Source organism: Niallia sp. 03133, assembly GCF_052663225.1.
In genome coordinates, this window is sequence record NZ_JBQTCY010000009.1 from 70,363 (window position 1) to 91,795 (window position 21,433).

Below are 21,433 nucleotides of genomic sequence, written 5' to 3' on the forward strand. Positions count from 1 at the left end.
CTTTTAATTCATATAGTTGAATCTGTAATTATTTCATCATATACTTTTTGCTTTCATCTAATGCTCTTTCAGCTAACAGGAGAGCCCCAGTAATTCCAGCGTGATCACCAAGTCCTGGTTTAACGATGTAGTCCTCCATCTCAGAAGATAATTCTGGGAATACAAGATAGCCATTTAAAAAGTCGCCTAAATATTTATGAATAGAAGTAAATACTTGAGATTGGTTCATCACACCGCCGCCTAAAATGATTTTTTTAGGAGATAAAATCAAAATATACTGCATAAGAGCCTGTGCAATATAATATCCTTCCATATCCCAAACCTCTTCTTTATCGCTTAGATTTTTTGCACTTGTTCCCCAGCGTGCCTCAATAGCCGGACCTGATGCCAAGCCTTCTAAACAATCTCCATGATATGGGCATCTGCCTTTATACGTATCTTGAGGATGCCGCCTTACAAGAATATGACCCATCTCTGGATGTGTCAGACCTTGCAGCAGTTCCCCTTGTATATATGCTCCAGCACCAATGCCGGTTCCTATTGTTATATACAGGCAGCTATCCAATCCCTTTGCTGCCCCTAATATCGCCTCTCCAAGTGCCGCAGCATTAACATCTGTGTTGAATCCAACTGGAATAGAAAAAGTTTTTCTTACTTCCTCTAAAAGTGGATAGTCTTTCCAAGGTAATTTTGGAGTGGTGGTTATATTCCCATACGTTTTACTTTTTTTATCTACATCAATAGGTCCAAACGATCCAATTCCAATTGCTTCTACTTGATGTTTTTGAAAAAATGCTAATACATCCGGCATTGTTTCCTCAGGGGTAGTTGTTGGAATAGAAATTCTTTCTTTTATCTCTCCATTTGCATGTCCAACCGCGCAAATAAATTTTGTTCCGCCAGCCTCAATTGCTCCTAATAAAGTCATCATTCCCTCTCCTTTTCTCCACGCAACTCAGAATAACGCTTACATTCCACTCTAACTCCACTATACTGACTTTTTTTTAAAATGTATAGCAACTTTTTCAGTTTTCCACCTCTAAAATATTTGGATGGATGGCTATTCTAATTAGTTATGATCAGCTGGAAAGACCACTCCTGTCTGCTTTCTTGCTTCCTCCAATATTTCCATAACTGCCAACGATACTTCATAGGAATTTACTGGAGATTCTGTTTGACCAGCTTTAATTCGTTCCACAAATTCCTTTGCTTCATAATACATTGCTTCCTCTTTTTGTGGCTGCGTAATGTCTTCCTTGTCTCCGTTTCGATAATAGATGTCCACCTTTTTTGGCGTATTCATTTGATCGAATAAAATATTGCCTTCTTCTCCTTGGATTTCAGAAGGAATATACGAATTCGTGATTTTAGAATACATAATAATAACATCCATATCTTTATAAGTCATAATGATGCTTCCTTCCCCATCGACACCTGTTTCCAACAAATAGCTTGAAGCCTTTACCGATAATGGTTTTCCAAATAATACAACCATCGGATACACACAATAAACACCAATATCCATTAAAGAGCCATTTGAAAGTTCTGGTTTAAACGCATTTAAAATATTGCCCTCTTTATATGCATCATAACGAGAAGAGTATTGACAATAGCTTGCAAAAGCCCGGCGTACCTTTCCAATTTTATGTATATTCTTTTGCACAACTCGAAAATTTGGCAGCAACGTTGTTTTGAGTGCTTCCATTAATAAAACATTATTTTCTTTTGCTGTAGAAATCATTTCCTGCAGCTCTTTCACATTAGATGCAATCGCTTTCTCACATAGCACATGCTTTTTATTCTTTAAAAAAACAATAGACTGCTCTGCATGCAATGCATTAGGGCTCGCTATATAAACAGCATCGAGACAGTTGCTTTTTGCCATTTCATTTAAATCAGTAAACACATATGCAGCACCATGTTTTTCAGCAAAACTATCTCCCTTTTCCTTTGATCTAGAATACACTGCTGTTAAGGAAAAATCTTCTATTTGTTTTGCAGCCTGGATAAATGTCTCTGTTATCCAGTTTGTTCCTATAATCCCGAATCGAACTGTCATGCTCCATTCCTCCCTCTTGTTTTTTACTATATTCTACTTTATTTTGTATGCTTTATTATAAAATTGCAATATATATTACTAATCACTTTTTCACTTTATCTTTTTCATCAGAATTATGCCATGGAGCTAATAATTGATTCCAAGAACAAAAGCGCAAGCGCCTTGTTCATCGCCGAACAAACTGGCCGATTAACTACGCAAAAGAGGAAAATCGACTTAATACGCAACGTCCTGTTGCAACGTCGATTGACCCGCATCCTGCGAGCCTGTTGCAACATCGGCACTAGTACATCCTGTACGTCGGAGCTGGACGCAGACCATACTGCTTAGTTATCCACAACTCTATTTCGTTTATTATTTCCTAAACAACAAAAAAGTCTAATCCGAACCGCCCGTGGTAGCTAATTTAGCTATCCTTAAGGCAGATTAAGATTAGACTTTTCTATTACTAATTTAGTTCATTTGTATATTAGTAGTGCACATGTCCAGATGTCATTACCCATATTGTACCTGCTGCTACAACAATGGCACAAAAGAATGCGTAGACAATATTAATCACTTGTACTTTACCTTCTCCTTCTGTTAAATGCATAAACATAAACAGTTGGAGAAGCGCTTGAATTACTGCTAGTGCGCCAATAATATACATAACCGTATAAAATGGTAAATCTGTAAACTTAGCTCCCACTGCTGCAAAGGTTAGAAGCAATGAAACGATAAACCCTGCAATATGCCCAATTGGAAATTTTTCATTTTCATGATTTTTCGCCATTTATTACACCACCCTTACATTCTTGCTAAATAAACGAATGTGAAAATAAAAATCCACACTACGTCTAAAAAGTGCCAATATAAACTTATAATGAATGTTTTACGAGCAGTTGTAGGTGTTAGCCCGTGTCTTAATAGTTGAATGATTATTAGTGTTGCCCAACCAATCCCCATGGAAACGTGCAATCCATGCGTACCAAGCAGGACAAAGAAGCTAGACAGGAAAGCACTTGTTTGCATTGTTGCACCTTCATGTACATAATGAATAAATTCATTCACTTCAAAGAAAACGAAACCTGCACCTAATAATAAAGTGATAACCAACCATGCGATTAATCCTTTTAGATTACGACGGCGCATCTCCCAAATAGCAATACCGCAAGTGAAACTACTTGTTAATAAAAGTAATGTTTCAATCATAACATCCTTTAATTTAAACAATTCTTCAGGAGTTGGACCTCCAGCAAATTTTGTTGCCAATGATCCATGGGCTGCAAACAAGGATGCAAATAAAACGACTTCAGCACCTAGGAAGATCCAGAAACCTAGAATATTCAAACGGTTTTGTTCCGTTTGGTATTCCAACGGTAAAGATGTATCTACTTTAGCCATTATTTCTCACCTCTCCATGCACGTTCCGTTTTCTTGATTTCATCAAGTTTTACATGATAACCATCATCATAATCAAAGGAACGAAGTATTAATCCTACAAAAATACCAATACTAGCTATTGCAGCAAGTATATGGACTTCAAATATCATAAAAAATCCAACTAGACCAAATACTACACACATAAAGAATGGAAGGCCTGAATTGCTTGGCATATGGATCTCTTTCAGTTCTTCTTCTTTTAAGACTAAATCTTGTTTATTCTTTTTCATATACCAGAATGCATCTAATGATTTTACTTCAGGAAGCTGTGCAAAGTTATAGAATTGAACAGGCGAAGCTGTATGCCATTCTAATGTTCTTGCATTCCACGGATCTGTCGAAATATTTCTGTCTGCTTTGCGAGCACTGTAATAAATGTTATAGCATAAAACAGCGAAACCTGCTGCTAAAATAAGTGAACCAATTGCTGATAATAAAAATAATGGAGCAAATCCAGATTCAGCTGAGAATGTATAAGAACGTCTTACTGCTCCTTTTAGTCCTAAGAAGAACATAGGCATAAATGTTACGTTAAAACCGATATTAAATAACCAGAAATGCCATTTTCCTAAACGTTCATTTAAGGCATAACCGAACATTTTTGGCCACCAGTAATAGAATCCAGCAAATACAGCATATACAACACCAGGAATTAACACATAATGGAAATGCGCTACTAAGAATAGGGTATTGTGATATTGATAATCAGCTGCAGCCATTGCAAGCATAACCCCAGTTACCCCACCAATAGTAAAAGTCGGTATAAAGGCAAGTGACCATAACATTGCTGTTGTGAATTGAATGCGCCCTTTTCTCATGGTAAATAGCCAGTTAAATATTTTCACACCTGTAGGTACGGCAATTAACATCGTTGTAATAGAGAACACAGAGTTAACAACTGGACCTGAACCCATTGTATAGAAATGGTGAACCCAAACAACAAAACTTAAAATTGCAATACCAACAATCGAAACAATCATAGATTTATAGCCATATAACTGTTTTCTGGAGAATGTGGAAATAATCTCTGAAAACATACCGAAAGCAGGCAATACTACAATGTAAACCTCTGGATGTCCCCATAACCAGAATAAGTTATTCCATAGCATCGCATTTCCCCCACCAGAAATGGTAAAGAAATGTGTTCCAAACAAACGGTCAAATGTCATTAATGCTAATGCAACCGTAAGAATAGGGAATGCAAAAACGATAATAATATTTGTGATTAATGCTGTCCAAGTAAACATTGGCATTCTCAATAATGTCATGCCTTTTGTACGCATTTTTAAGATGGTAACAATAAAATTAATACCAGTCATTAATGTACCAATACCAGCAATCTGCAGGGAGATGGCATAGAAGTTATTTCCTATTCCAGGCGTAAATTCCTTACCTGCCAACGGGAAATAAGATGTCCATCCAGCATCAGGTGAACCTCCAATTACGAAAGAGATATTAAATAACATCGCACCACTGAATGTTAACCAAAAGCTAAGTGCATTCAGCTGTGGAAATGCTACATCTCTTGCACCAATTTGCAAAGGAACAACTACGTTCATTAATCCGATTAGTGCAGGCATTGCCATAAAAAGAATCATGATTACACCATGTGTTGTAAATACTTCATTGTAATGCTGTGCATTTAAAAATTTCATATCCGGCACAGCTGTTTGTGCTTTCATCATTAAACCGTCGATTCCACCACGGAAGAACATCAACACTGCCACGATAATATACATAATACCAATACGCTTATGATCAACCGTTGTAATCCATTCATCCCATAGATATTTCCACTTTTTCAAAAAGGTGATACCAACAACAGCACCAACCATTGTTAAAATAATGCCAATTTGAGCGGAAAGAATCAATGGATCTCCGGTAATAACAATATCACTCCATTTAATGTCCATGATGTTCACCTCCGTCAGATTCTTTGCTATCTGTTCCTTTTTCATCATAAAAAGTTTTTCCTTGATAACCATGAACTTTATACAATTCAGGATTCAAATAGTAATTAGAGTCGCCGCCTTTTCCGTGATCAATCCATTTTAAATGAGTATTATTGAATGTCATGCGACCCAGATGAGTTGGTTTTAATAATTCCTTGTATTTATCTTCTGTCAATTTTGGAGCAGTATCTTTAACGTCTTGCACCCATTTATCGTAATCTTCTGGGGTTTTCGCTTCCACATCAAACTGCATTTCAGCATAGTATTGTCCATTAAAGCTTGTATTTTGCCCTAAATAAGAACCAGTGTTGCTTGCTACAACATATAGCTCTGTTTCTGCACCATACATTGTATACTTTTGGCCAGCTAGTGCCGGAATCCAAAATGACTGCATTGTGCCAGCAGAAGTTAATTTAAATTCTACTGGCACACCAGCAGGAATATTTACATAGTTAACTGTTTCAATGCCTTCTTTTGGATAACTGAAAATCCATTTCCAGTCTGCGGAAGTAACGTTTATAACAACTGGATCTTTATCTTTATAATCTTTCGGAATATCTTCTAAAGCATAAATTGTTTTTACCGTAGGAATTGTTAAAGCAATAATAATGATAAAAGGTATAACCGTCCAGATAATTTCAAGCAAGGTGCTACCATGCTCTTCTGGTGGTTCATAATCTTTATTCTCTGGTCTTTCACGATATTTCCAAACGATATAACCAAATAACCCAAATACAACAATAACGACGATTGCCATTAATACTAGGGACCAGTTAATTAAGTCCATAATGCTTTTAGCAACAGGTCCTTGCGGATCAAATACAACCATGTTTGACTCGCACCCGCTTAAAATAAGGATAGGAACGATGCTTAAGAGCGATAATAAAAAGCCCTTCTTCGCCTTCATTTTGTACAACTCCTCCCAGTTCATGTTAAATGTTAATATATTCACAGAATGTTCAAAAACTAGCCATGAAACATTCACTTTCATAAGGTAAAATAGCTATTATTACTACTTGTATGATAATAACACATCTGCAAATATGTAAATGTGACAAAATTAGTAAGGATAAAATTACCAATTTTTTTAGTAATCTCACACTCTCATAACCTGGATGCTCTAGTGTCAACTAAATTATTATAGCAGATGTGTCTTGGAAATGCTATTTTCCTAAACAAAACATCTTCAATTTTTTTATCAGAAACACACTGTTATACAAACAATTATCTATTCATTAAACAAGTGTTTTCCCCTCTTTTAAGAGAGTAATCCTCTTTCTCTAACAAAATAGTTTCTTTTTCTATAATTAAATCAATATACTAATTAAATATTGCTGTTACTTTTATCACACCTTTTTAAAATAAACCGCAAAAAAAGAAATGTCCCACCACCTTTTATCTAGAGATTAAGGACATTTCCATTTCTTTATTTAATTCCCGATTATATTTTTTACTTTTTCACGTGCTTTTTTTGCATCTTTTTTCATTTTTTCTACTACCTTATCCCATTTAGAAGAGTTTTCCTCTATTGTTACTTTCATTTCTTCTGCTTTATCCTTTAAAGCTTTTTTTGTATCTTCTATATACTTTTTCTTTTCTGCACCACTTTTCAATTGTTCACTGACTGGCAATACATCAAAGTTTTCAGGTTCTACATATTGAACAGCCTGATTCATTATTGCCTTAAAAATAGGAACTACATCACCAGAGCTTTTACTTTGCAAGTAATGCTGCCTGTCTGTTTTATCATATCCCAACCACATAGCTCCAACTAAATTAGGCGTATACCCTACAAACCACTGATCCTTTGTTCCTGAAGTATTGGCAAAAGGCAATTGTGTAGACCCAGTTTTTCCAGCAATTTGAAAACCTGTTACTTTTGCGCCTTGACCCGTTCCTGATTTGATCACATCTAGTAGCATCGATGTCATATCATTAGCTACTGCTTTAGATGTGACCTTCATAGATTTTGTTTTGTTTTCAACAATTATATTGCCTGTTGGACCGACAATTTTTGTAATTAAATGACTTTCCATTCGCACCCCTTCATTCGGAAAGGCTGAATATGCTTCTGCCATTTCGAGCGGAGAAACACCCTTATGCATTCCCCCTAGGGCTATCCCTAAATATTCATCCTCTTTATCTAAAGGAATGCCAAAACGCTTTAAAGAATCCAACCCTTTATCCAACCCTATTTTATTCAGCAGCCACACTGCTGGTACATTCAAAGACTGCTCCAGCGCTTCATACATAGGAACTTCTCCTTTATATGTCTTCGTAAAGTTTTGAGGCTCATAATCCCCTTTTTTGAAGGGTTTGTCCTGCAAAGTAGATGTAACTTTATATCCTTCTTCTAATGCAGGTGTATAGACGGCTAACGGCTTCATTGTAGATCCTGGCTGCGCTTGTATTTGTGTTGCTCTGTTAAATCCTCGGAAAACTTGTTGGCCTCTTCCCCCAACCATTCCTCTCACACCACCTGTTTCTGGATCTAATAATACCGCGCCTCCTTGAACTAATGTGCTGTCCGGACTGGATGGAAATAATGAATTACTGGCAAATGTTTTTTCAAGGGTTGATTGCAGGTTTTGGTCCATTTCGGTATAAATTTTATATCCTCTCTTTAAAAGCTCATCCTGTGTTAAACCATATTTAGAAATGGCTTCATCTATAACTGCATCCACATAATAAGGATAATCTCTCTTAATAAATGTTCCTCCGCCATCTTTCAAGGTTATTTTTTCTGCTTTTGCTTTCTTGTACTCTTCATTTGTAATCTTTTTTTGTTCTTTCATTTTACTTAAAACGATATTTCTTCTTTTGATTGCTCCGTCATAGTTTTTGTACGGATCTAAAGCAGACGGAGCTTGCAGTAATCCTGCAAGCATTGCAGCTTCACTGATGGAAACATCTGCAATGTTTTTATCAAAATATTTATGGGAAGCAGAACTAATTCCCCAAGCACCGCTGCCAAAATAAACATGATTTAAATACATTTGCAGTATCTCATCTTTCTTATAATGCTTTTCAATCTCTACTGCCAAAAATAGTTCTTCTGCTTTTCGTTTATAGGTTTGTTCAGGAGAAAGAAGGGCATTTTTGGTTAATTGCTGTGTAATGGTGCTTCCCCCGCCGGTAATTCTTCCAGCCAGTAGATTACTGAAAAAGGCACGGCCAATTCCCTTAATATCAAATCCATTATGTTTATAAAATCTTTCATCCTCTATTGCGACTACCGCTTCTGGAACATATTTTGGAATTTCTTTTAATGTTATTCCCTCTGTACGGTCTGTTTTTATCTTTGAAGCCACATCTCCATCCTTGTCATAAATAACAGTGGCTTGGCTTAAACCGGCTTTTAGTGTGCTAACATTAGCCTGACTCGCTAAATACGTAAAATATAAAATAGAAAGTAGGACAACTAACAAAATTGCTAGAAGGATAATTTGAGTAACATGTCTTCTTTTCCAAAAACGACGAACTTTCTCTAAATAGGGTTTTATTTTCTCCATTCAATTACCTATCCTTTACTTTTTACTCAATAATAATTATTTTTATTTGGCGGCATTAAAGGCCTTCTGCTTTAATATGTGACACATTCTATAAAAAACTATATGCTCTTTCATCGCTAATTACAAGAATCAATATACTTTCCATCGAGAAGTCAAATGGTATTTTTCCCCTTTCTTCTTTCCATCTCGTCTGTTCAGGGAAAAAGTATTTACAATGAAGAATTCTGTTCCTGCTACTCCACTTCATTATCTGTTTAGCATGGACCTCAAATGGGAATAAGAAGAAAAACCAGAAAGGGAAGTGTACTGTATGAAAAAATTTATTCAAAGAGTAATCAAATGGGCGCCTATCATTTATCCGATTGTAAAAAAAGGATGGAATAAATATAAACAAAATAAAACAAGGACAAGCTCTAGAACATCTCACTAGAACAGTATTTAACTGCATAAGAAAAAGCTGCCAAGATTTCTTAAAGGCAGCTTTTTCTATAATGATGGTAATATTTACTAGCAACTTATAATTAAGAAGGACATCCTTATTGGATCTCCTTCTCCCTTGCGTTTTAATCATCTTCAATCGTTGTGGATTTTATTATTTCTATAAAATGGATATGATGCTCTTCAATGCTTTTTAGTATAAAGTGATAGCCTTCTTCTTCTATCTCTTCCCCTTCAACCGCATCAAAATTATTAGTTAAAAACCACCCGCCGATAGTATCTACTTCTTCTTCCGATAAATGTGTGCCAAGAAGATCATTAACCTCGCTGATTAATACTTTTCCACTTACAATATAATGATCTTCATCCAGTTTGCGAATATCAGCTACTTCATCTTCATCAAACTCATCGCGAATATCGCCCACTATTTCTTCTAGTATATCTTCTGCAGTTACTATACCTGAAGTTCCACCGTACTCATCAAGCAAAATGGCCATATGGGTCCTTTCCTTTTGCATTTTAATAAGCAGCTCACGAATAGGAACTGTTTCAATTACACGAATAATCGGCTTCATATATTCTTCAATTTGAAGTTTTTCCTTATTTTGAATTCTCGCTGTTAAAAACTCTCTGATATTAATTAAACCTAATACACTATCTTTATCACCATTAACTACAGGATATCGAGTATAATTTTCTTCTTCCAGAATATCCATTATTTCATCAAAAGTATGATCAATATTAATGGTTATCATTTCGGTGCGCGGCACCATAATTTCCTTCGCTATTCTTTCATCAAATTCAAATATATTATTTACATAGTTTAATTCGTTCTTGTTTATTTCCCCGCTTTTATAACTCTCAGACATTAAAATACGCAGTTCTTCCTCTGAGTGAGCCAACTCATGCTCTGAAGCAGGCTTTAACCCAAATAATCCTGTCAGCACTCTTGCAGAACCATTTAAAAGCCATATAAATGGATACAGAATGCGATAAAACCAAATAATTGGCGGAGAAAACAACAATGATATGGATTCTGCTTTTTGGATCGCTACCGTTTTAGGCGCTAATTCACCGACCACTACATGAATAAAGGTAACTGCTATAAACGAGATAATAAAGGAGATGATATGCACAACAGATTCTGATAAATCCAATCTGTTAAATATTGGTTCTAATAATGAAACTACAGTTGGTTCTCCTATCCAACCTAATCCTAACGCAGTCACTGTTATTCCTAATTGACAAGCTGATAAATATTCATCTAAATGGGTTGTCACTTTTTTAGCAGCTAATGCACCTTTTTGTCCTTCAGCAACTAATTGATCAATCCTGGAACTTCTGACCTTTACAATCGCAAACTCTGTTGCAACGAAAAAACCTGTTAATGCTATTAAAATGGCAAATAAAATTAAATTAAAAATCTCCAATAAACAGCCTAAAAAAGGCTTACACCTCCTGATTAATAAGAAAAGCGAAAAGCGCCTTAGTCATCGGAATTCGTACTGTGATGTATGATAGACAATAAGCGCTTAAGCTAGACATATTCTCCGATTAAAAATTTTATCCTTTTTTCTTTTAATAAAATTCAACTTAATAGAAGCAACAAAGTTTGAATTAATGAAATACTCTCATGTGATATAGTATTTCTAACTTCCTTCTTTTTATGATGATCCTGTCCCTGAAAAGAAGTAAGTATTCCCTTGATTTCTTTATCTATGCTGTCTAGTGTCTTCTTTAAATATTCTATATCAACCATTTCCACTTTTTCATTATTCAAGCGTTCCTTAATTTCCACTAAGGAAAGTTTTTTCTTTTTACATTCTTCTATATACTTAATGCGATTTATCGCATTCTCATCATAATATCGATAATTTGTGGTAGAACGTTCAGGCTGCAGAAGACCAAGGGTTGTATAATAATCAATGGTTCGCTTTGTTACTTCTGTTATTTTTGCTAATTCCCCAATCTTTAATTTCACATCCCCATGGTTCCACCCCTAACCGCAACGTTATAGTTTTACCATTTAATTATAAGGGCTTTTCTTAAAAATGTTCAAGAAAAAAACTTTTCCTTCTATTTTACTCTGCCATAACTTACTTTTTACTTATAAACCCCATTTCCCTTTTTTACAGAATTTAAGCCTTTTATATGTAAAAAATAATTTTTTTACATGAATGAAAAACCATGTTTAGCAAACCCTTACATCATATCAATTGACGTTGGCACTTTCTTTCTTTATAATTGAATTATGTTACTCATTATTAGTTATAATCAGTAATGAGTAACATAGGAAGGTGGATATCCAAAAATGGAAGTTGTGGAAGCAATTAAAGATCTTAAACAAATCAACAGCATGAAGCGATATTTAAGAAAAAATTCCGAAAGAGATTATCTTTTATTTGTTTTAGGGATTAATACCGGTTTAACCATTACAGAGTTACTGGATATCCGTGTTAAAGATCTTTTTAGCGATGAAACAATAAAAGATTTTTATATAGTACAAAAAGAAGAATGCACAAAAGACATTTATCTTAACCAAAAAGTTAAAAAAGCAATTCTTTCTTATGTGCAAAGCACTTCCATACTGCCAGACAGCTATTTGTTCCAGTCAAAAAAAGCAGATCAACATCTGAGTAGACAACAAGCTTATCGTATTATCCATCAAGCAGCAGAAGCTATTGGACTGAATGCAAAAATCGGCACTCATTCAATGCGCAAAACGTTTGGATATCATGCTTATAAACGGGGCGTTGCTATCTCTTTGCTTCAAAAGCATTTTAATCATTCCACCAAACAAGAAACATTCAAGTTTTTAGGAATAACAAAAGAGGAACATTCCACTCCCCGCATTGATGTTAATTTATAAGAAAAGCGAAAGCGCCTTGCTTATTGCCTTACGATTGAATAAGAAACACGTTTTTTTCTTAAATGTTTTCGGACAACTGCCTCGATTTTTGTCAATTAGAAACCAAGTTACTTTTAGGAGGAAATAAGAATGAATATTAGAGAAACTGAATTACCTGGAATTGGAAAGAAGTACGAATTAATTACAAAAAACAACGATAAAGTAGTAATCGTTATCCATGATGATGGAAGAAGGGAAGTATATCACTTTGATGACGATGATCATGAAGAAAGCATCTCCAGCGTTACATTCAACGATCTGGAATCAAGACAAATTGCTGGAATTTTAGGCGGCATGGCATATAAGCCAAAAGCATTGGAAACAATCGAAGTCGCATTTAATGACTTAATTATCGAATGGTATAAAGTGGAAGCAGGCTCCAAGGCTGTTAATCAAACAATCGGAGAAGCAGATATTCGCAATAAATATGATGTAAATGTTATTGCCATCATGAAAAAAAATGCGGATAAAATGTTAAGTCCAGGCCCAGAAACTTTCATTGAAGCTGGTGATACATTAGTTTTTTCCGGGGAAAGGCATTCACTTAAAAAGCTTATTTTAGAACTACTTTCAAGAAACGCTGGAGGTGAGACTTAATGGATCATTTAGTATTTGAAGTTGGAACCGCTCTTCTTCTTGTAGCATTTGCTGCTATCCTCGCGGGTAAGTTGAAGTTTTCCATCATTCCATTTTTAATTATTGTTGGAATGATGGTTGGACCACACGCACCTCACTTTGGCATTATTGACCTTCGTTTTATTGAGAGCGCAGAAATTATCAATTTTATGGGCCGCATCGGAGTACTCTTCCTTTTATTTTACCTAGGACTTGAATTCTCTGTTGGAAAATTAATTAAATCAGGACGTTCCATTGTAACAGGAGGAACCATTTATATACTAATTAATTTCTCATTGGGTCTTTTATACGGATTTTTAAATGGCTTTAAAACAATAGAAGTCCTTATTATTGCTGGAATCATCACTATTTCCTCCAGTGCAATCGTTGCTAAGGTACTCGTCGATCTAAGACGAACAGGAAATGCAGAAACAGAATTAATTCTCGGCATCATTATGTTCGAAGATATTTTCCTCGCTGTATATTTATCTGTCATTTCTGGACTTGTATTAGGGGATTCTACTTCATTAACCGGGACGCTATTAAGCATCGGCACAGCGATGGGATATATGCTGCTATTTTTTATCATCGCAAGAAAGGCAACTCCTTTATTAAACAAACTGCTAGACATTACTTCCAATGAAATCTTTATAATTGTTGTATTCGCTTCCTTATTTTTCATTTCAGGATTTTCTGAGACTATTCATGTTGCTGAAGCAATTGGTGCACTTTTATTAGGACTTGTATTTTCAGAAACAGAACATAGTCATCGTATTGAGCAAATGGTTGTTCCATTCCGCGATTTCTTTGGCGCTATTTTCTTTTTCAGCTTTGGTTTAACCATCGATCCTTTTGAGCTTGGTGGAGCTATTTGGTTTACATTAGGAGCGGTTATTATCACTATTCTTGGAAATTTTATTGCTGGGATGATAGCCGGGCGGAAATCCGGATTATCTCATAAAGCCTCATCTAATATAGGACTTACCATTGTTTCACGAGGAGAATTTTCGATTATTGTGGCAAACTTAGGCATTGCCGGTGGATTGTTGCCGATGTTAAAGCCTTTTTCCGCATTATATGTGCTTATTCTTGCCATTTTAGGCCCTTTATTAACAAAACAGTCTTCAAAAATATTCTATTTTCTTAATAAATTCTTTAAATGGAAAAAGCCTAAACCGGCAAAAAAAACAGCAAATGATGCTTCCTAATTCTTTTTTAGTTATTTAAGTATGATTTTAAGGTAAAATAAAAGGGGAAGATAAACATTTAAGGATAAGGGGAACATGATGTGGAACTAGTAAATAAAATAATGGCGAGTAAAAGTTTAAAACGCGTCGCCATCTTTGCATTAATCATTTTAGGCATTTATGTATTAAGAAGCATGATTAACTTAATGCTTTTCACCTTTATACTATCCTTTTTAATGGATCGTTTAGAAAAAATTATTTCGAAACAGATTTCTATAAAAAGAAACGTGATAGTAAGCGTGCTTTACTTAGCTATTGTTGGTTTATTATCCTATAGCTTCGTGAAATATTTACCAATGTTAATAGAAGAAATTACGTCATTAATTAGACAGCTTGTCGATTTTTATACAAGACCTCATGATAATGCTGTTCTTAATTATATTGTTGACGTCATTAAACAAAGAGATATCAACAGCTATTTTGAACAAGGCATAGGGTTTGTCGTTAAATACTTCACAGATATCAGCACACTTGGAATACAGTTTTTGCTGGCAATTATTTTAAGCTTCTTCTTTTTATTAGAGAAGCCTCGTTTAATCAAATATAAAGAAAACTTTAAACGAAGCAAGATAGCTGCCTTTTATAATGAAATAGAATTTTTCGGGAAAAAGTTTGTATTAACTTTTGGAAAAGTTTTAGAAGCACAATTTATTATTGCATTGGTAAATTGTATATTGACGACGATTGGTTTATGGATTCTTGATTTTCCACAATTGCTCGGTTTATCGATTTTAGTATTCTTATTAGGGCTTATTCCTGTAGCAGGAGTTATCATTTCACTTGTTCCCCTATTAACCATCGGATACACAATCGGCGGCTATATGTATGTTATGATTATCATTATTTTTGTTTGCATTATCCATGCACTAGAAGCTTATATATTAAATCCTAAGTTGATGTCTTCTAAAACAGATTTACCTGTTTTCTTTACATTTATTGTACTAATTTTTTCGGAACATTTCTTTGGAGTATGGGGCTTGATTATCGGAATCCCAGTATTTGTTTTTCTTCTTGACATTCTCCATGTAAAAAGCATTGAGTCTATTAAAAAAGAGTGACATTAGCACTTATTTCATAGTGTTGACAAATGATCATTTGTCAAACCTTCAGGTACAAGGAAACGAAGATGGGGATTTTAGCCTCCATCTTTGTTAAAGTTTTAATATAGGAAAAAAGAAAAGGGTGTATTTTTAGAAATCATTTCTAAAAATACACCCTTTTGGTTTTGCAGAGCTGTTCAGAAGCGAAACTGCCTCATCAGATGCATCATTTAAATTTTCATTATTCCACCAGTACTTGCTGATGTTACTAACTTAGAATAGCGTGCTAAATAGCCTGTTTTTACTTTTGGCTCAAAGCCTTTCCATTCTGCTTTTCTTTGTTCCCATTCCTCTTCTGGAACAATAGCATCCATTGTACGGTTTTCAATGTCGATTACAATATGATCGCCGTCTTTTACAAATGCAAGCGGACCGCCTTCTGCTGCTTCAGGAGAAGCATGGCCAATGGATAATCCTCTTGATGCTCCGGAGAAACGTCCGTCTGTTACTAAAGCAACCTTCGCGCCAAGACCCATTCCAACGATTTGAGAAGTTGGTGCTAACATTTCCGGCATTCCTGGTCCACCCTTAGGTCCTTCATAACGGATGATTACGACATGCCCCTCTTTTACTCTTCCTTTTGAAATTCCTTCTAATGCTTCTTCTTGTGATTCAAAAACAATAGCAGGACCTTCATGACGTGTAATGCCTTTTTGTACTCCACCAGTTTTAATAATTGCACCATCTGGAGCCAAATTCCCGAATAAAACAGCTAATCCGCCTTTTTCTGAATGTGGATCATCAATTGAACGGATAACATGACGATCTTTTACTTCACAGCCCGCAATATTTTCCCCCAATGTTTTTCCAGTTACAGTTAATGTATCAAGATGCAATGCTCCTTCTTTTTTTGATAATTCATAAAGAGCAGCAGATACTCCACCAGCTTCATGCAAATCTTCAATATGCACGTCAGAAGCAGGTGCCAATTTAGAAATATGAGGCACTCTGGCAGCAACCTCGTTAATTCTTTCCAACGGATATTCAACGCCTGCTTCATTTGCCAGCGCAAGCGTATGAAGTACTGTATTTGTTGATCCACCTAATGCCATATCTAACGCGTAAGCATTATCAAGCGCTTTTTCTGTTACAATATCTCTTGGTTTAATATCGTCTTTAATTAGATTCATCAGCTGTTTAGCAGATTTTTTTACAAATTCTTTACGCTCTGGAGCAACAGCTAAGATTGTCCCGTTTCCTGGCAATGCTAGTCCTAGTGCCTCCGCCAAACAGTTCATGGAATTGGCAGTGAACATACCTGAACAGGATCCGCAAGTCGGACAGCCGAATTGTTCTAATTCTTGAAGCCCTTTTTCATCGATTTTTCCGGATTGATATGCACCAACCCCTTCAAATACAGATGATAACGAGATTTTTTTGCCATCACTTGTTACACCGGCTTTCATTGGTCCGCCGCTGACAAAAATAGTAGGAATATTTAAGCGCATAGATGCCATCATCATTCCCGGCGTGATTTTGTCACAGTTCGGAATACATACCATTCCATCAAACCAATGCGCTGATACAACTGTTTCAATGGAATCAGCAATGATTTCACGGCTTGGCAATGAATAGCGCATACCAATATGCCCCATTGCAATCCCGTCATCCACGCCGATTGTATTCATTTCAAACGGTACACCACCTGCTTCACGAATAGCATCTTTTACAATTTTCCCAAATTCTTGTAAATGTACATGTCCTGGCACAATATCGATATATGAGTTAACAACCGCAATAAACGGTTTGCCAAAGTCTTCTTCTTTTACTCCTGCTGCACGCAATAAGCTACGATGCGGTGCACGGTCAAACCCCTTTTTTATCATGTCACTTCTTAATCCAGTCAACTTCTACCCCTCCAATTTCCAATTAAAACGAAAAATCAGTATATTTAAACTTTTGTATATTGTAACACTATTAATCTAAAAATGGTAACAATCTTTTCACTTTTTTCTCTAGGAGAATAATTTCCCATAATTAATCTTTAAAAAATGTTCCCTGCTGCAATTGTTACTTTTTCTAACATACCACGTCAGAAGTACTTGTTTTCGTAAGGATTCGATTCTGATATCCATTAAGAGAAACTTTCATATAGTATTATTCCAACTCATCATAAAATTATATCAGTATATTTTTTATTCATTCTTCAAGAATAAACTGCAACTAGAAAAATAATATTATCTACTTATCCGAATAGAGATTCTCTTCAGATAACTCATGCACAGATACTTCTCCAGAAAGCGCTAATGCCAATTCAAATTCTTTTTTCAAATTATCAATAATAGAAGTTACACCGAGTTCACCCGAAACACATAGCCCATATATAAACGGACGCCCTATTGCAACAGCATCTGCTCCAAGGGCAATCGCCTTAAACATGTCAGCCCCATTTCGGATTCCACCATCTACCATAATGGGTATTTGATTATTTACTGCTTTTGAAACAAGCTGCAACGCATCTAAACTGGAGATTGCTCCATCAAGCTGGCGTCCTCCATGGTTGGAAACGATAATTCCATCAAACCCTAACTCCACTGCTTTTTTTGCATCTTTCGGATGAAGAATACCTTTTAGAATAATGGGCAATGTAGTGTGTTTTCTTAGAAAAAGGACGTCTTCCCAATTTAAATCAGGATGTGAAATATTGCTAAGTATAGCTGCTACAATATTTTCGTCGCTCCATTCCGGTACACTTTTTTGAAATGCAGGATCATTCCGGTAATTTGCATCACCCAGCGACTCCATTAAAGGAACAAATCCATTTTTATAATCACTTTTTCTCCAGCCTAACAACCCTGTATCTACCGTAACAACAATCGCTTTAAATCCAGCCTTTTCTGCTCTTTTCACCATGCTTGCAGATACTTCTTTATTCCTTGACCAGTACAATTGAAACCAATTGTTTCCGTTTGGAGCAGCTTCCGCTATTTCTTCCAGCGAGTAAGTGGATACTGTACTTGCTATATAAGGAATTCCTGCTCGCTCTGCTGCTCTTGCAGCCGCTTTTTCTCCCTCATTATCCGCCAGCCCTTGATAGCCTACAGGTGCCAACAATAATGGAAATGACAACTTTTGATTCAAAAGAGTTGTTTCTGCAGAACTTAATGATACATCCCTTAAAACTCTCGGTAGTATAGACCATTTTTGAAAAACATTCCGATTTGCCTTTAATGTTTCTTCATCTCCAGAGCCGCTTCTTATATAATCAAACGGGCCTTTTTCCAGTTTTTCTTTTGCTTTTTCTTCCCATTCTTCTATAAAAATTGGCAGGTCTTTTGTTTCTTTATTTATGGTTGTAAATGACTGCGTACTCACCTTATATCCCCCTTAATAAATAATCAGCATATTCATCTTACTTGATGATGACACAAAAAGCACCTCTGATGTTATACAGAAGTGCTTCTGCACGTCTCCAAACGAGCTGCTTTTTAGCTATGACTTGCTCTATACTATTCCAATGGATTGCTTTTCTATTTTTTCAGCTTTTCATTATGTTATACCTACATGCTAAAATCTTCTATATTATTTCTATTTCTCTCACTATCCATTGTACAATTTCATGTAAATATTCTTGTTTTTCATCGAGTGTTTCACAATAAGGAACGATAAACTGAATATTTGTAAGGGATGCAAATTCTTTTTTCTCTTCGTCTGACCGCAAAAAAACAACTTTAGGAAACCTCTCTTGTTTATATCCCTCCACCAACAGAAGGTCATAATCTAAAAAGGAAAGCCATCGTTGAATCTTTTCAAAGCTCCATTCCTGTTTAGCCATCTCTAATTGAAGAACACCATCTCCTTCGACAACACTCGCCATGGCTCCTGCCTTTCGATGCTTTGCAGAATCTTTTAAATAAGAACTGGGTGCCCCTCCATGCCCGTGGTGCTTTAGAGCAACTACTCGAATTCCTTTTTCTGTTAATGTCCGAATCATCCACTCCATCGCAGTAGTTTTTCCGCTATTTTGATAACCTACGAATTGAACAATCAATACTTCTCACTGCCTTCTTGATCCTCTAATAATAGCACATCGACTTCCATACCTTTTTGATATCCCCGAGTTCCTCCCGGCAAAACAAGCAAGCAATCTGCAAAAGCTAGAGAGTAGATCACACTCGATTTATCTCTTCCCACTGGTGTTGCATATATTCTAGCATCCTGAAAATGAAGTTTACCTCGGACAAATCGAGGAAATGGATTCGCTTTTGGAAAATCGCTTGCTAAAATAGCTTTTGCTCTCTTCACAAATGGTTTCTTGCTTCCCAGCATATCACGGATAATAGGGCGTACATAAAGCTCAAAACCAACATAACAAGCTGAAGGATTTCCTGATAATCCATACAATAGTTTACCATCTAATTCAGCAATTGTTGTTACACTTCCAGGCCGCATTCCAATCTTATTACAAAGGACTTCTGCATGAAGCTTTTCGTATACTTGAGGCATGTAATCAAAATCACCAACAGAGACTCCGCCAGATGTTATCACCACATCCACCTCATCTATTGCTTTTTTAATGACTTCACAGACCTCTTCGATTGAATCAGGAATTTTCCCATAATATTTAGCCACAGCCCCGCATCGTTCAATCTGAGCACCAAGCATGTAGCTATTACTGTCGCGGATTTTCCCTGAGACAAGCGGTTCATCCACATCCAGCAATTCATTGCCAGTAGCGAATACTCCGATAACAGGTGGACGCATAACCTTCACTTCACTATAACCAAAGGTTGCTAAAAGAGACTGTACTCCAGGATTTATCTTTACTCCCTTTTCTACTAATCTTGTTCCTTTCTGAATATCTTCTCCTTGAAAAGATATATTTTCCCCTTTTTTTAGGTTTCTTTTTACTTGAATATACGTTTTATCATTTTTCTTTATTTCCTTTACCAGCTCCAACATCATAACAGCATCACACCCTTCTGGTATTTGTGCACCTGTCATAATTCGAACGGCTTGATAAGGTCGAATTTTTTTAAAACTTACCATCCCTGCTCCAATATGATCCACAACCTCCAGTTCTACTATCTTGTCAGAGGCAGCTTCCTTTATATCGTCAGTCCGCAAGGCAAATCCATCATATGGCGATTTATCAAATCTTGGTATATCTGATGTAGCGATAATTGTTTCACCTAAAAAGTGCCCCATCGCTTTTTTTAGTTTTACGGTTTGCACAATCCCCGGCTGACGGCATTTCCAGACCTTTTCAATAGCCTTTTCTACCGGAATTGGTTTACGAAAATGTGTCACCAACTCTTCCTCCCTGCGTTCTTTACAGTACATAACATTTAATTTTCCTTTTACTTTTTATACTTTCCATTTTTGGGATTTATCCCACTCTTAACAGGCAGTAAGACCCCCACCTCGGGGATGCTGAGAAATCAAGGAAGCTAGGTGGGGGATGAAGAAAACCCCACTGATGGAAAGGTTCACTTTATATAGTTTGCATAATCATTTGGTTTATTTATATTAACAAAATCCTCTTTATTTAAGCATTCCACAAACGTAACAGAAAGATGTTCTAATAATCCGTTCATGGACAAAGTGTTCTTTTTTAATGCTTCGTATATTCGCTCTTTCGATTTTCGATGATATGCAGCAATCAGCGGCTGTTTTTTCCCATTTACTACAGGAACTACAGCTTCTGCTCCTTCTGCAATAGAATCCAGCACTTCTTCAATTGTTTGTTTCGTTATAAATGGACAATCAATCGGCAATACGAAATACCAGACTGCTTCTATTTCCTCCATAACAGAATAAATACCTGCTAATGGGCCATACCCTTGAAATGGTTTATGGTCTTCTGTCACCAGCACTTTTTTATTAAACAGAAATCGACTTTTTAAATCTGGATGTGCGACAAGATATATTTCTGAAGTAAATGGAAGTAAAGCATCAATAGAATATTGATAAAAAAACTTGCTCCCTTTTTTCACAAATGCTTTCGGCTCACCATACCTTATAGATTGCCCACCCGCTAATATAATTCCAACTAGTTGTTTCGATTTCATTATCTATATGCTTCCTTTCTGTACGCCTTCTGCTAACTTTTATGAATTAGGCAGGAAGCAATTGTTTATCCCACACTTAACGGGCAGTAAAACCCCATCTCGGGGATGCTGAGAAATCGAGGAAGCTAGGTGGGGGATAACTGCCCGTAAAGATCCGATAAGTTCAACT

18 protein-coding genes are annotated in these 21,433 nt (G+C 36.0%); 4 read left to right on the forward strand and 14 right to left on the reverse strand.

Annotated elements, in window-relative coordinates:
- Positions 1-28: 28 nt before the first annotated feature.
- From ACTYBU_RS13905 to ACTYBU_RS13945, 9 genes are all read right to left on the reverse strand, one after another.
- Positions 29-928, reverse strand: a complete 900-nt coding sequence (locus ACTYBU_RS13905) for an ROK family protein (RefSeq protein WP_445490870.1) — start codon at positions 926-928, stop codon at positions 29-31.
- A 141-nt stretch (positions 929-1,069) separates the two neighbouring features.
- Positions 1,070-2,059: a Gfo/Idh/MocA family protein gene (locus ACTYBU_RS13910; protein ID WP_445490646.1), complete on the reverse strand. Its 990-nt coding sequence runs from the start codon at positions 2,057-2,059 to the stop codon at positions 1,070-1,072.
- Positions 2,060-2,528: 469 nt separating this feature from the next.
- Positions 2,529-2,831, reverse strand: coding sequence for a cytochrome aa3 quinol oxidase subunit IV (qoxD, locus tag ACTYBU_RS13915; RefSeq protein WP_445490648.1), 303 nt, complete (start codon positions 2,829-2,831; stop codon positions 2,529-2,531).
- A gap of 14 nt (positions 2,832-2,845) precedes the next feature.
- Complete coding sequence (gene qoxC, locus ACTYBU_RS13920; RefSeq protein ID WP_445490650.1) at positions 2,846-3,442, reverse strand: cytochrome aa3 quinol oxidase subunit III; 597 nt, start codon at positions 3,440-3,442, stop codon at positions 2,846-2,848.
- A complete protein-coding gene (gene qoxB / locus ACTYBU_RS13925) occupies positions 3,442-5,394 on the reverse strand; it encodes a cytochrome aa3 quinol oxidase subunit I (protein ID WP_445490652.1) in 1,953 nt (650 codons plus the stop codon). Before qoxB ends, qoxC begins: the two co-directional genes overlap by 1 nt.
- Entirely contained in the window at positions 5,384-6,340 is a 957-nt protein-coding gene (gene qoxA / locus ACTYBU_RS13930; RefSeq protein ID WP_445490654.1) for a cytochrome aa3 quinol oxidase subunit II, read from the reverse strand. The genes qoxB and qoxA overlap by 11 nt, the downstream gene beginning before the upstream one ends.
- A 523-nt stretch (positions 6,341-6,863) precedes the next feature.
- A complete protein-coding gene (locus tag ACTYBU_RS13935) occupies positions 6,864-8,945 on the reverse strand; it encodes a PBP1A family penicillin-binding protein (RefSeq protein WP_445490656.1) in 2,082 nt (693 codons plus the stop codon).
- A gap of 563 nt (positions 8,946-9,508) precedes the next feature.
- Complete coding sequence (locus ACTYBU_RS13940; RefSeq protein WP_445490658.1) at positions 9,509-10,813, reverse strand: hemolysin family protein; 1,305 nt, start codon at positions 10,811-10,813, stop codon at positions 9,509-9,511.
- 158 nt (positions 10,814-10,971) lie between these two features.
- A complete protein-coding gene (locus ACTYBU_RS13945; protein ID WP_445490659.1) occupies positions 10,972-11,364 on the reverse strand; it encodes a MerR family transcriptional regulator in 393 nt (130 codons plus the stop codon).
- A gap of 330 nt (positions 11,365-11,694) precedes the next feature.
- Here ACTYBU_RS13945 and ACTYBU_RS13950 point away from each other — a divergent pair, with 330 nt between their 5' ends.
- From ACTYBU_RS13950 to ACTYBU_RS13965, 4 genes are all read left to right on the forward strand, one after another.
- Positions 11,695-12,252 carry a tyrosine-type recombinase/integrase gene (locus ACTYBU_RS13950; RefSeq protein ID WP_445490661.1) on the forward strand — a complete coding sequence of 186 codons (558 nt, stop codon included), beginning with the start codon at positions 11,695-11,697 and terminating at the stop codon, positions 12,250-12,252.
- A 129-nt stretch (positions 12,253-12,381) separates the two neighbouring features.
- Positions 12,382-12,888, forward strand: a complete 507-nt coding sequence (locus ACTYBU_RS13955; RefSeq protein WP_445490663.1) for a cation:proton antiporter regulatory subunit — start codon at positions 12,382-12,384, stop codon at positions 12,886-12,888.
- Entirely contained in the window at positions 12,888-14,114 is a 1,227-nt protein-coding gene (locus tag ACTYBU_RS13960; protein ID WP_445490665.1) for a cation:proton antiporter, read from the forward strand. The genes ACTYBU_RS13955 and ACTYBU_RS13960 overlap by 1 nt, the downstream gene beginning before the upstream one ends.
- Before the next feature lie 80 nt (positions 14,115-14,194).
- Complete coding sequence (locus ACTYBU_RS13965) at positions 14,195-15,211, forward strand: AI-2E family transporter (protein ID WP_445490667.1); 1,017 nt, start codon at positions 14,195-14,197, stop codon at positions 15,209-15,211.
- A 212-nt stretch (positions 15,212-15,423) separates the two neighbouring features.
- On the opposite strand, the gene ilvD is transcribed toward ACTYBU_RS13965, so the two are convergent.
- From ilvD to ACTYBU_RS13990, 5 genes are all read right to left on the reverse strand, one after another.
- Complete coding sequence (gene ilvD / locus ACTYBU_RS13970; protein WP_445490669.1) at positions 15,424-17,100, reverse strand: dihydroxy-acid dehydratase; 1,677 nt, start codon at positions 17,098-17,100, stop codon at positions 15,424-15,426.
- Between the two features lie 334 nt (positions 17,101-17,434).
- On the reverse strand, positions 17,435-18,568 hold the full coding sequence (locus tag ACTYBU_RS13975) for an alpha-hydroxy acid oxidase (protein ID WP_445490671.1): 1,134 nt from the start codon (positions 18,566-18,568) through the stop codon (positions 17,435-17,437).
- 202 nt (positions 18,569-18,770) lie between these two features.
- Positions 18,771-19,244, reverse strand: coding sequence for a molybdopterin-guanine dinucleotide biosynthesis protein B (gene mobB / locus ACTYBU_RS13980; RefSeq protein WP_445490673.1), 474 nt, complete (start codon positions 19,242-19,244; stop codon positions 18,771-18,773).
- Positions 19,241-20,503 (reverse strand): molybdopterin molybdotransferase MoeA, encoded by a 1,263-nt coding sequence (locus tag ACTYBU_RS13985; protein WP_445490674.1) that lies wholly within the window; start codon positions 20,501-20,503, stop codon positions 19,241-19,243. Before ACTYBU_RS13985 ends, mobB begins: the two co-directional genes overlap by 4 nt.
- Positions 20,504-20,682: 179 nt before the next feature.
- The gene (locus ACTYBU_RS13990) at positions 20,683-21,264 is read right to left on the reverse strand and encodes a molybdenum cofactor guanylyltransferase (RefSeq protein ID WP_445490676.1); all 582 of its coding nucleotides are present in this window, start codon (positions 21,262-21,264) and stop codon (positions 20,683-20,685) included.
- Positions 21,265-21,433: the final 169 nt, after the last annotated feature.

Bases quoted from the DNA above. Each gene is read 5' to 3' on its own strand.
- ACTYBU_RS13905 (WP_445490870.1), bottom strand. From the start codon at position 928: ATGACTTTATTAGGAGCAATTGAGGCTGGCGGAACAAAATTTATTTGC.
- ACTYBU_RS13910 (WP_445490646.1), bottom strand. From the start codon at position 2,059: ATGACAGTTCGATTCGGGATTATAGGAACAAACTGGATAACAGAGACA.
- qoxD (WP_445490648.1), bottom strand. From the start codon at position 2,831: ATGGCGAAAAATCATGAAAATGAAAAATTTCCAATTGGGCATATTGCA.
- qoxC (WP_445490650.1), bottom strand. From the start codon at position 3,442: ATGGCTAAAGTAGATACATCTTTACCGTTGGAATACCAAACGGAACAA.
- qoxB (WP_445490652.1), bottom strand. From the start codon at position 5,394: ATGGACATTAAATGGAGTGATATTGTTATTACCGGAGATCCATTGATT.
- qoxA (WP_445490654.1), bottom strand. From the start codon at position 6,340: ATGAAGGCGAAGAAGGGCTTTTTATTATCGCTCTTAAGCATCGTTCCT.
- ACTYBU_RS13935 (WP_445490656.1), bottom strand. From the start codon at position 8,945: ATGGAGAAAATAAAACCCTATTTAGAGAAAGTTCGTCGTTTTTGGAAA.
- ACTYBU_RS13950 (WP_445490661.1), top strand. From the start codon at position 11,695: ATGGAAGTTGTGGAAGCAATTAAAGATCTTAAACAAATCAACAGCATG.
- ACTYBU_RS13955 (WP_445490663.1), top strand. From the start codon at position 12,382: ATGAATATTAGAGAAACTGAATTACCTGGAATTGGAAAGAAGTACGAA.
- ACTYBU_RS13960 (WP_445490665.1), top strand. From the start codon at position 12,888: ATGGATCATTTAGTATTTGAAGTTGGAACCGCTCTTCTTCTTGTAGCA.
- ACTYBU_RS13990 (WP_445490676.1), bottom strand. From the start codon at position 21,264: ATGAAATCGAAACAACTAGTTGGAATTATATTAGCGGGTGGGCAATCT.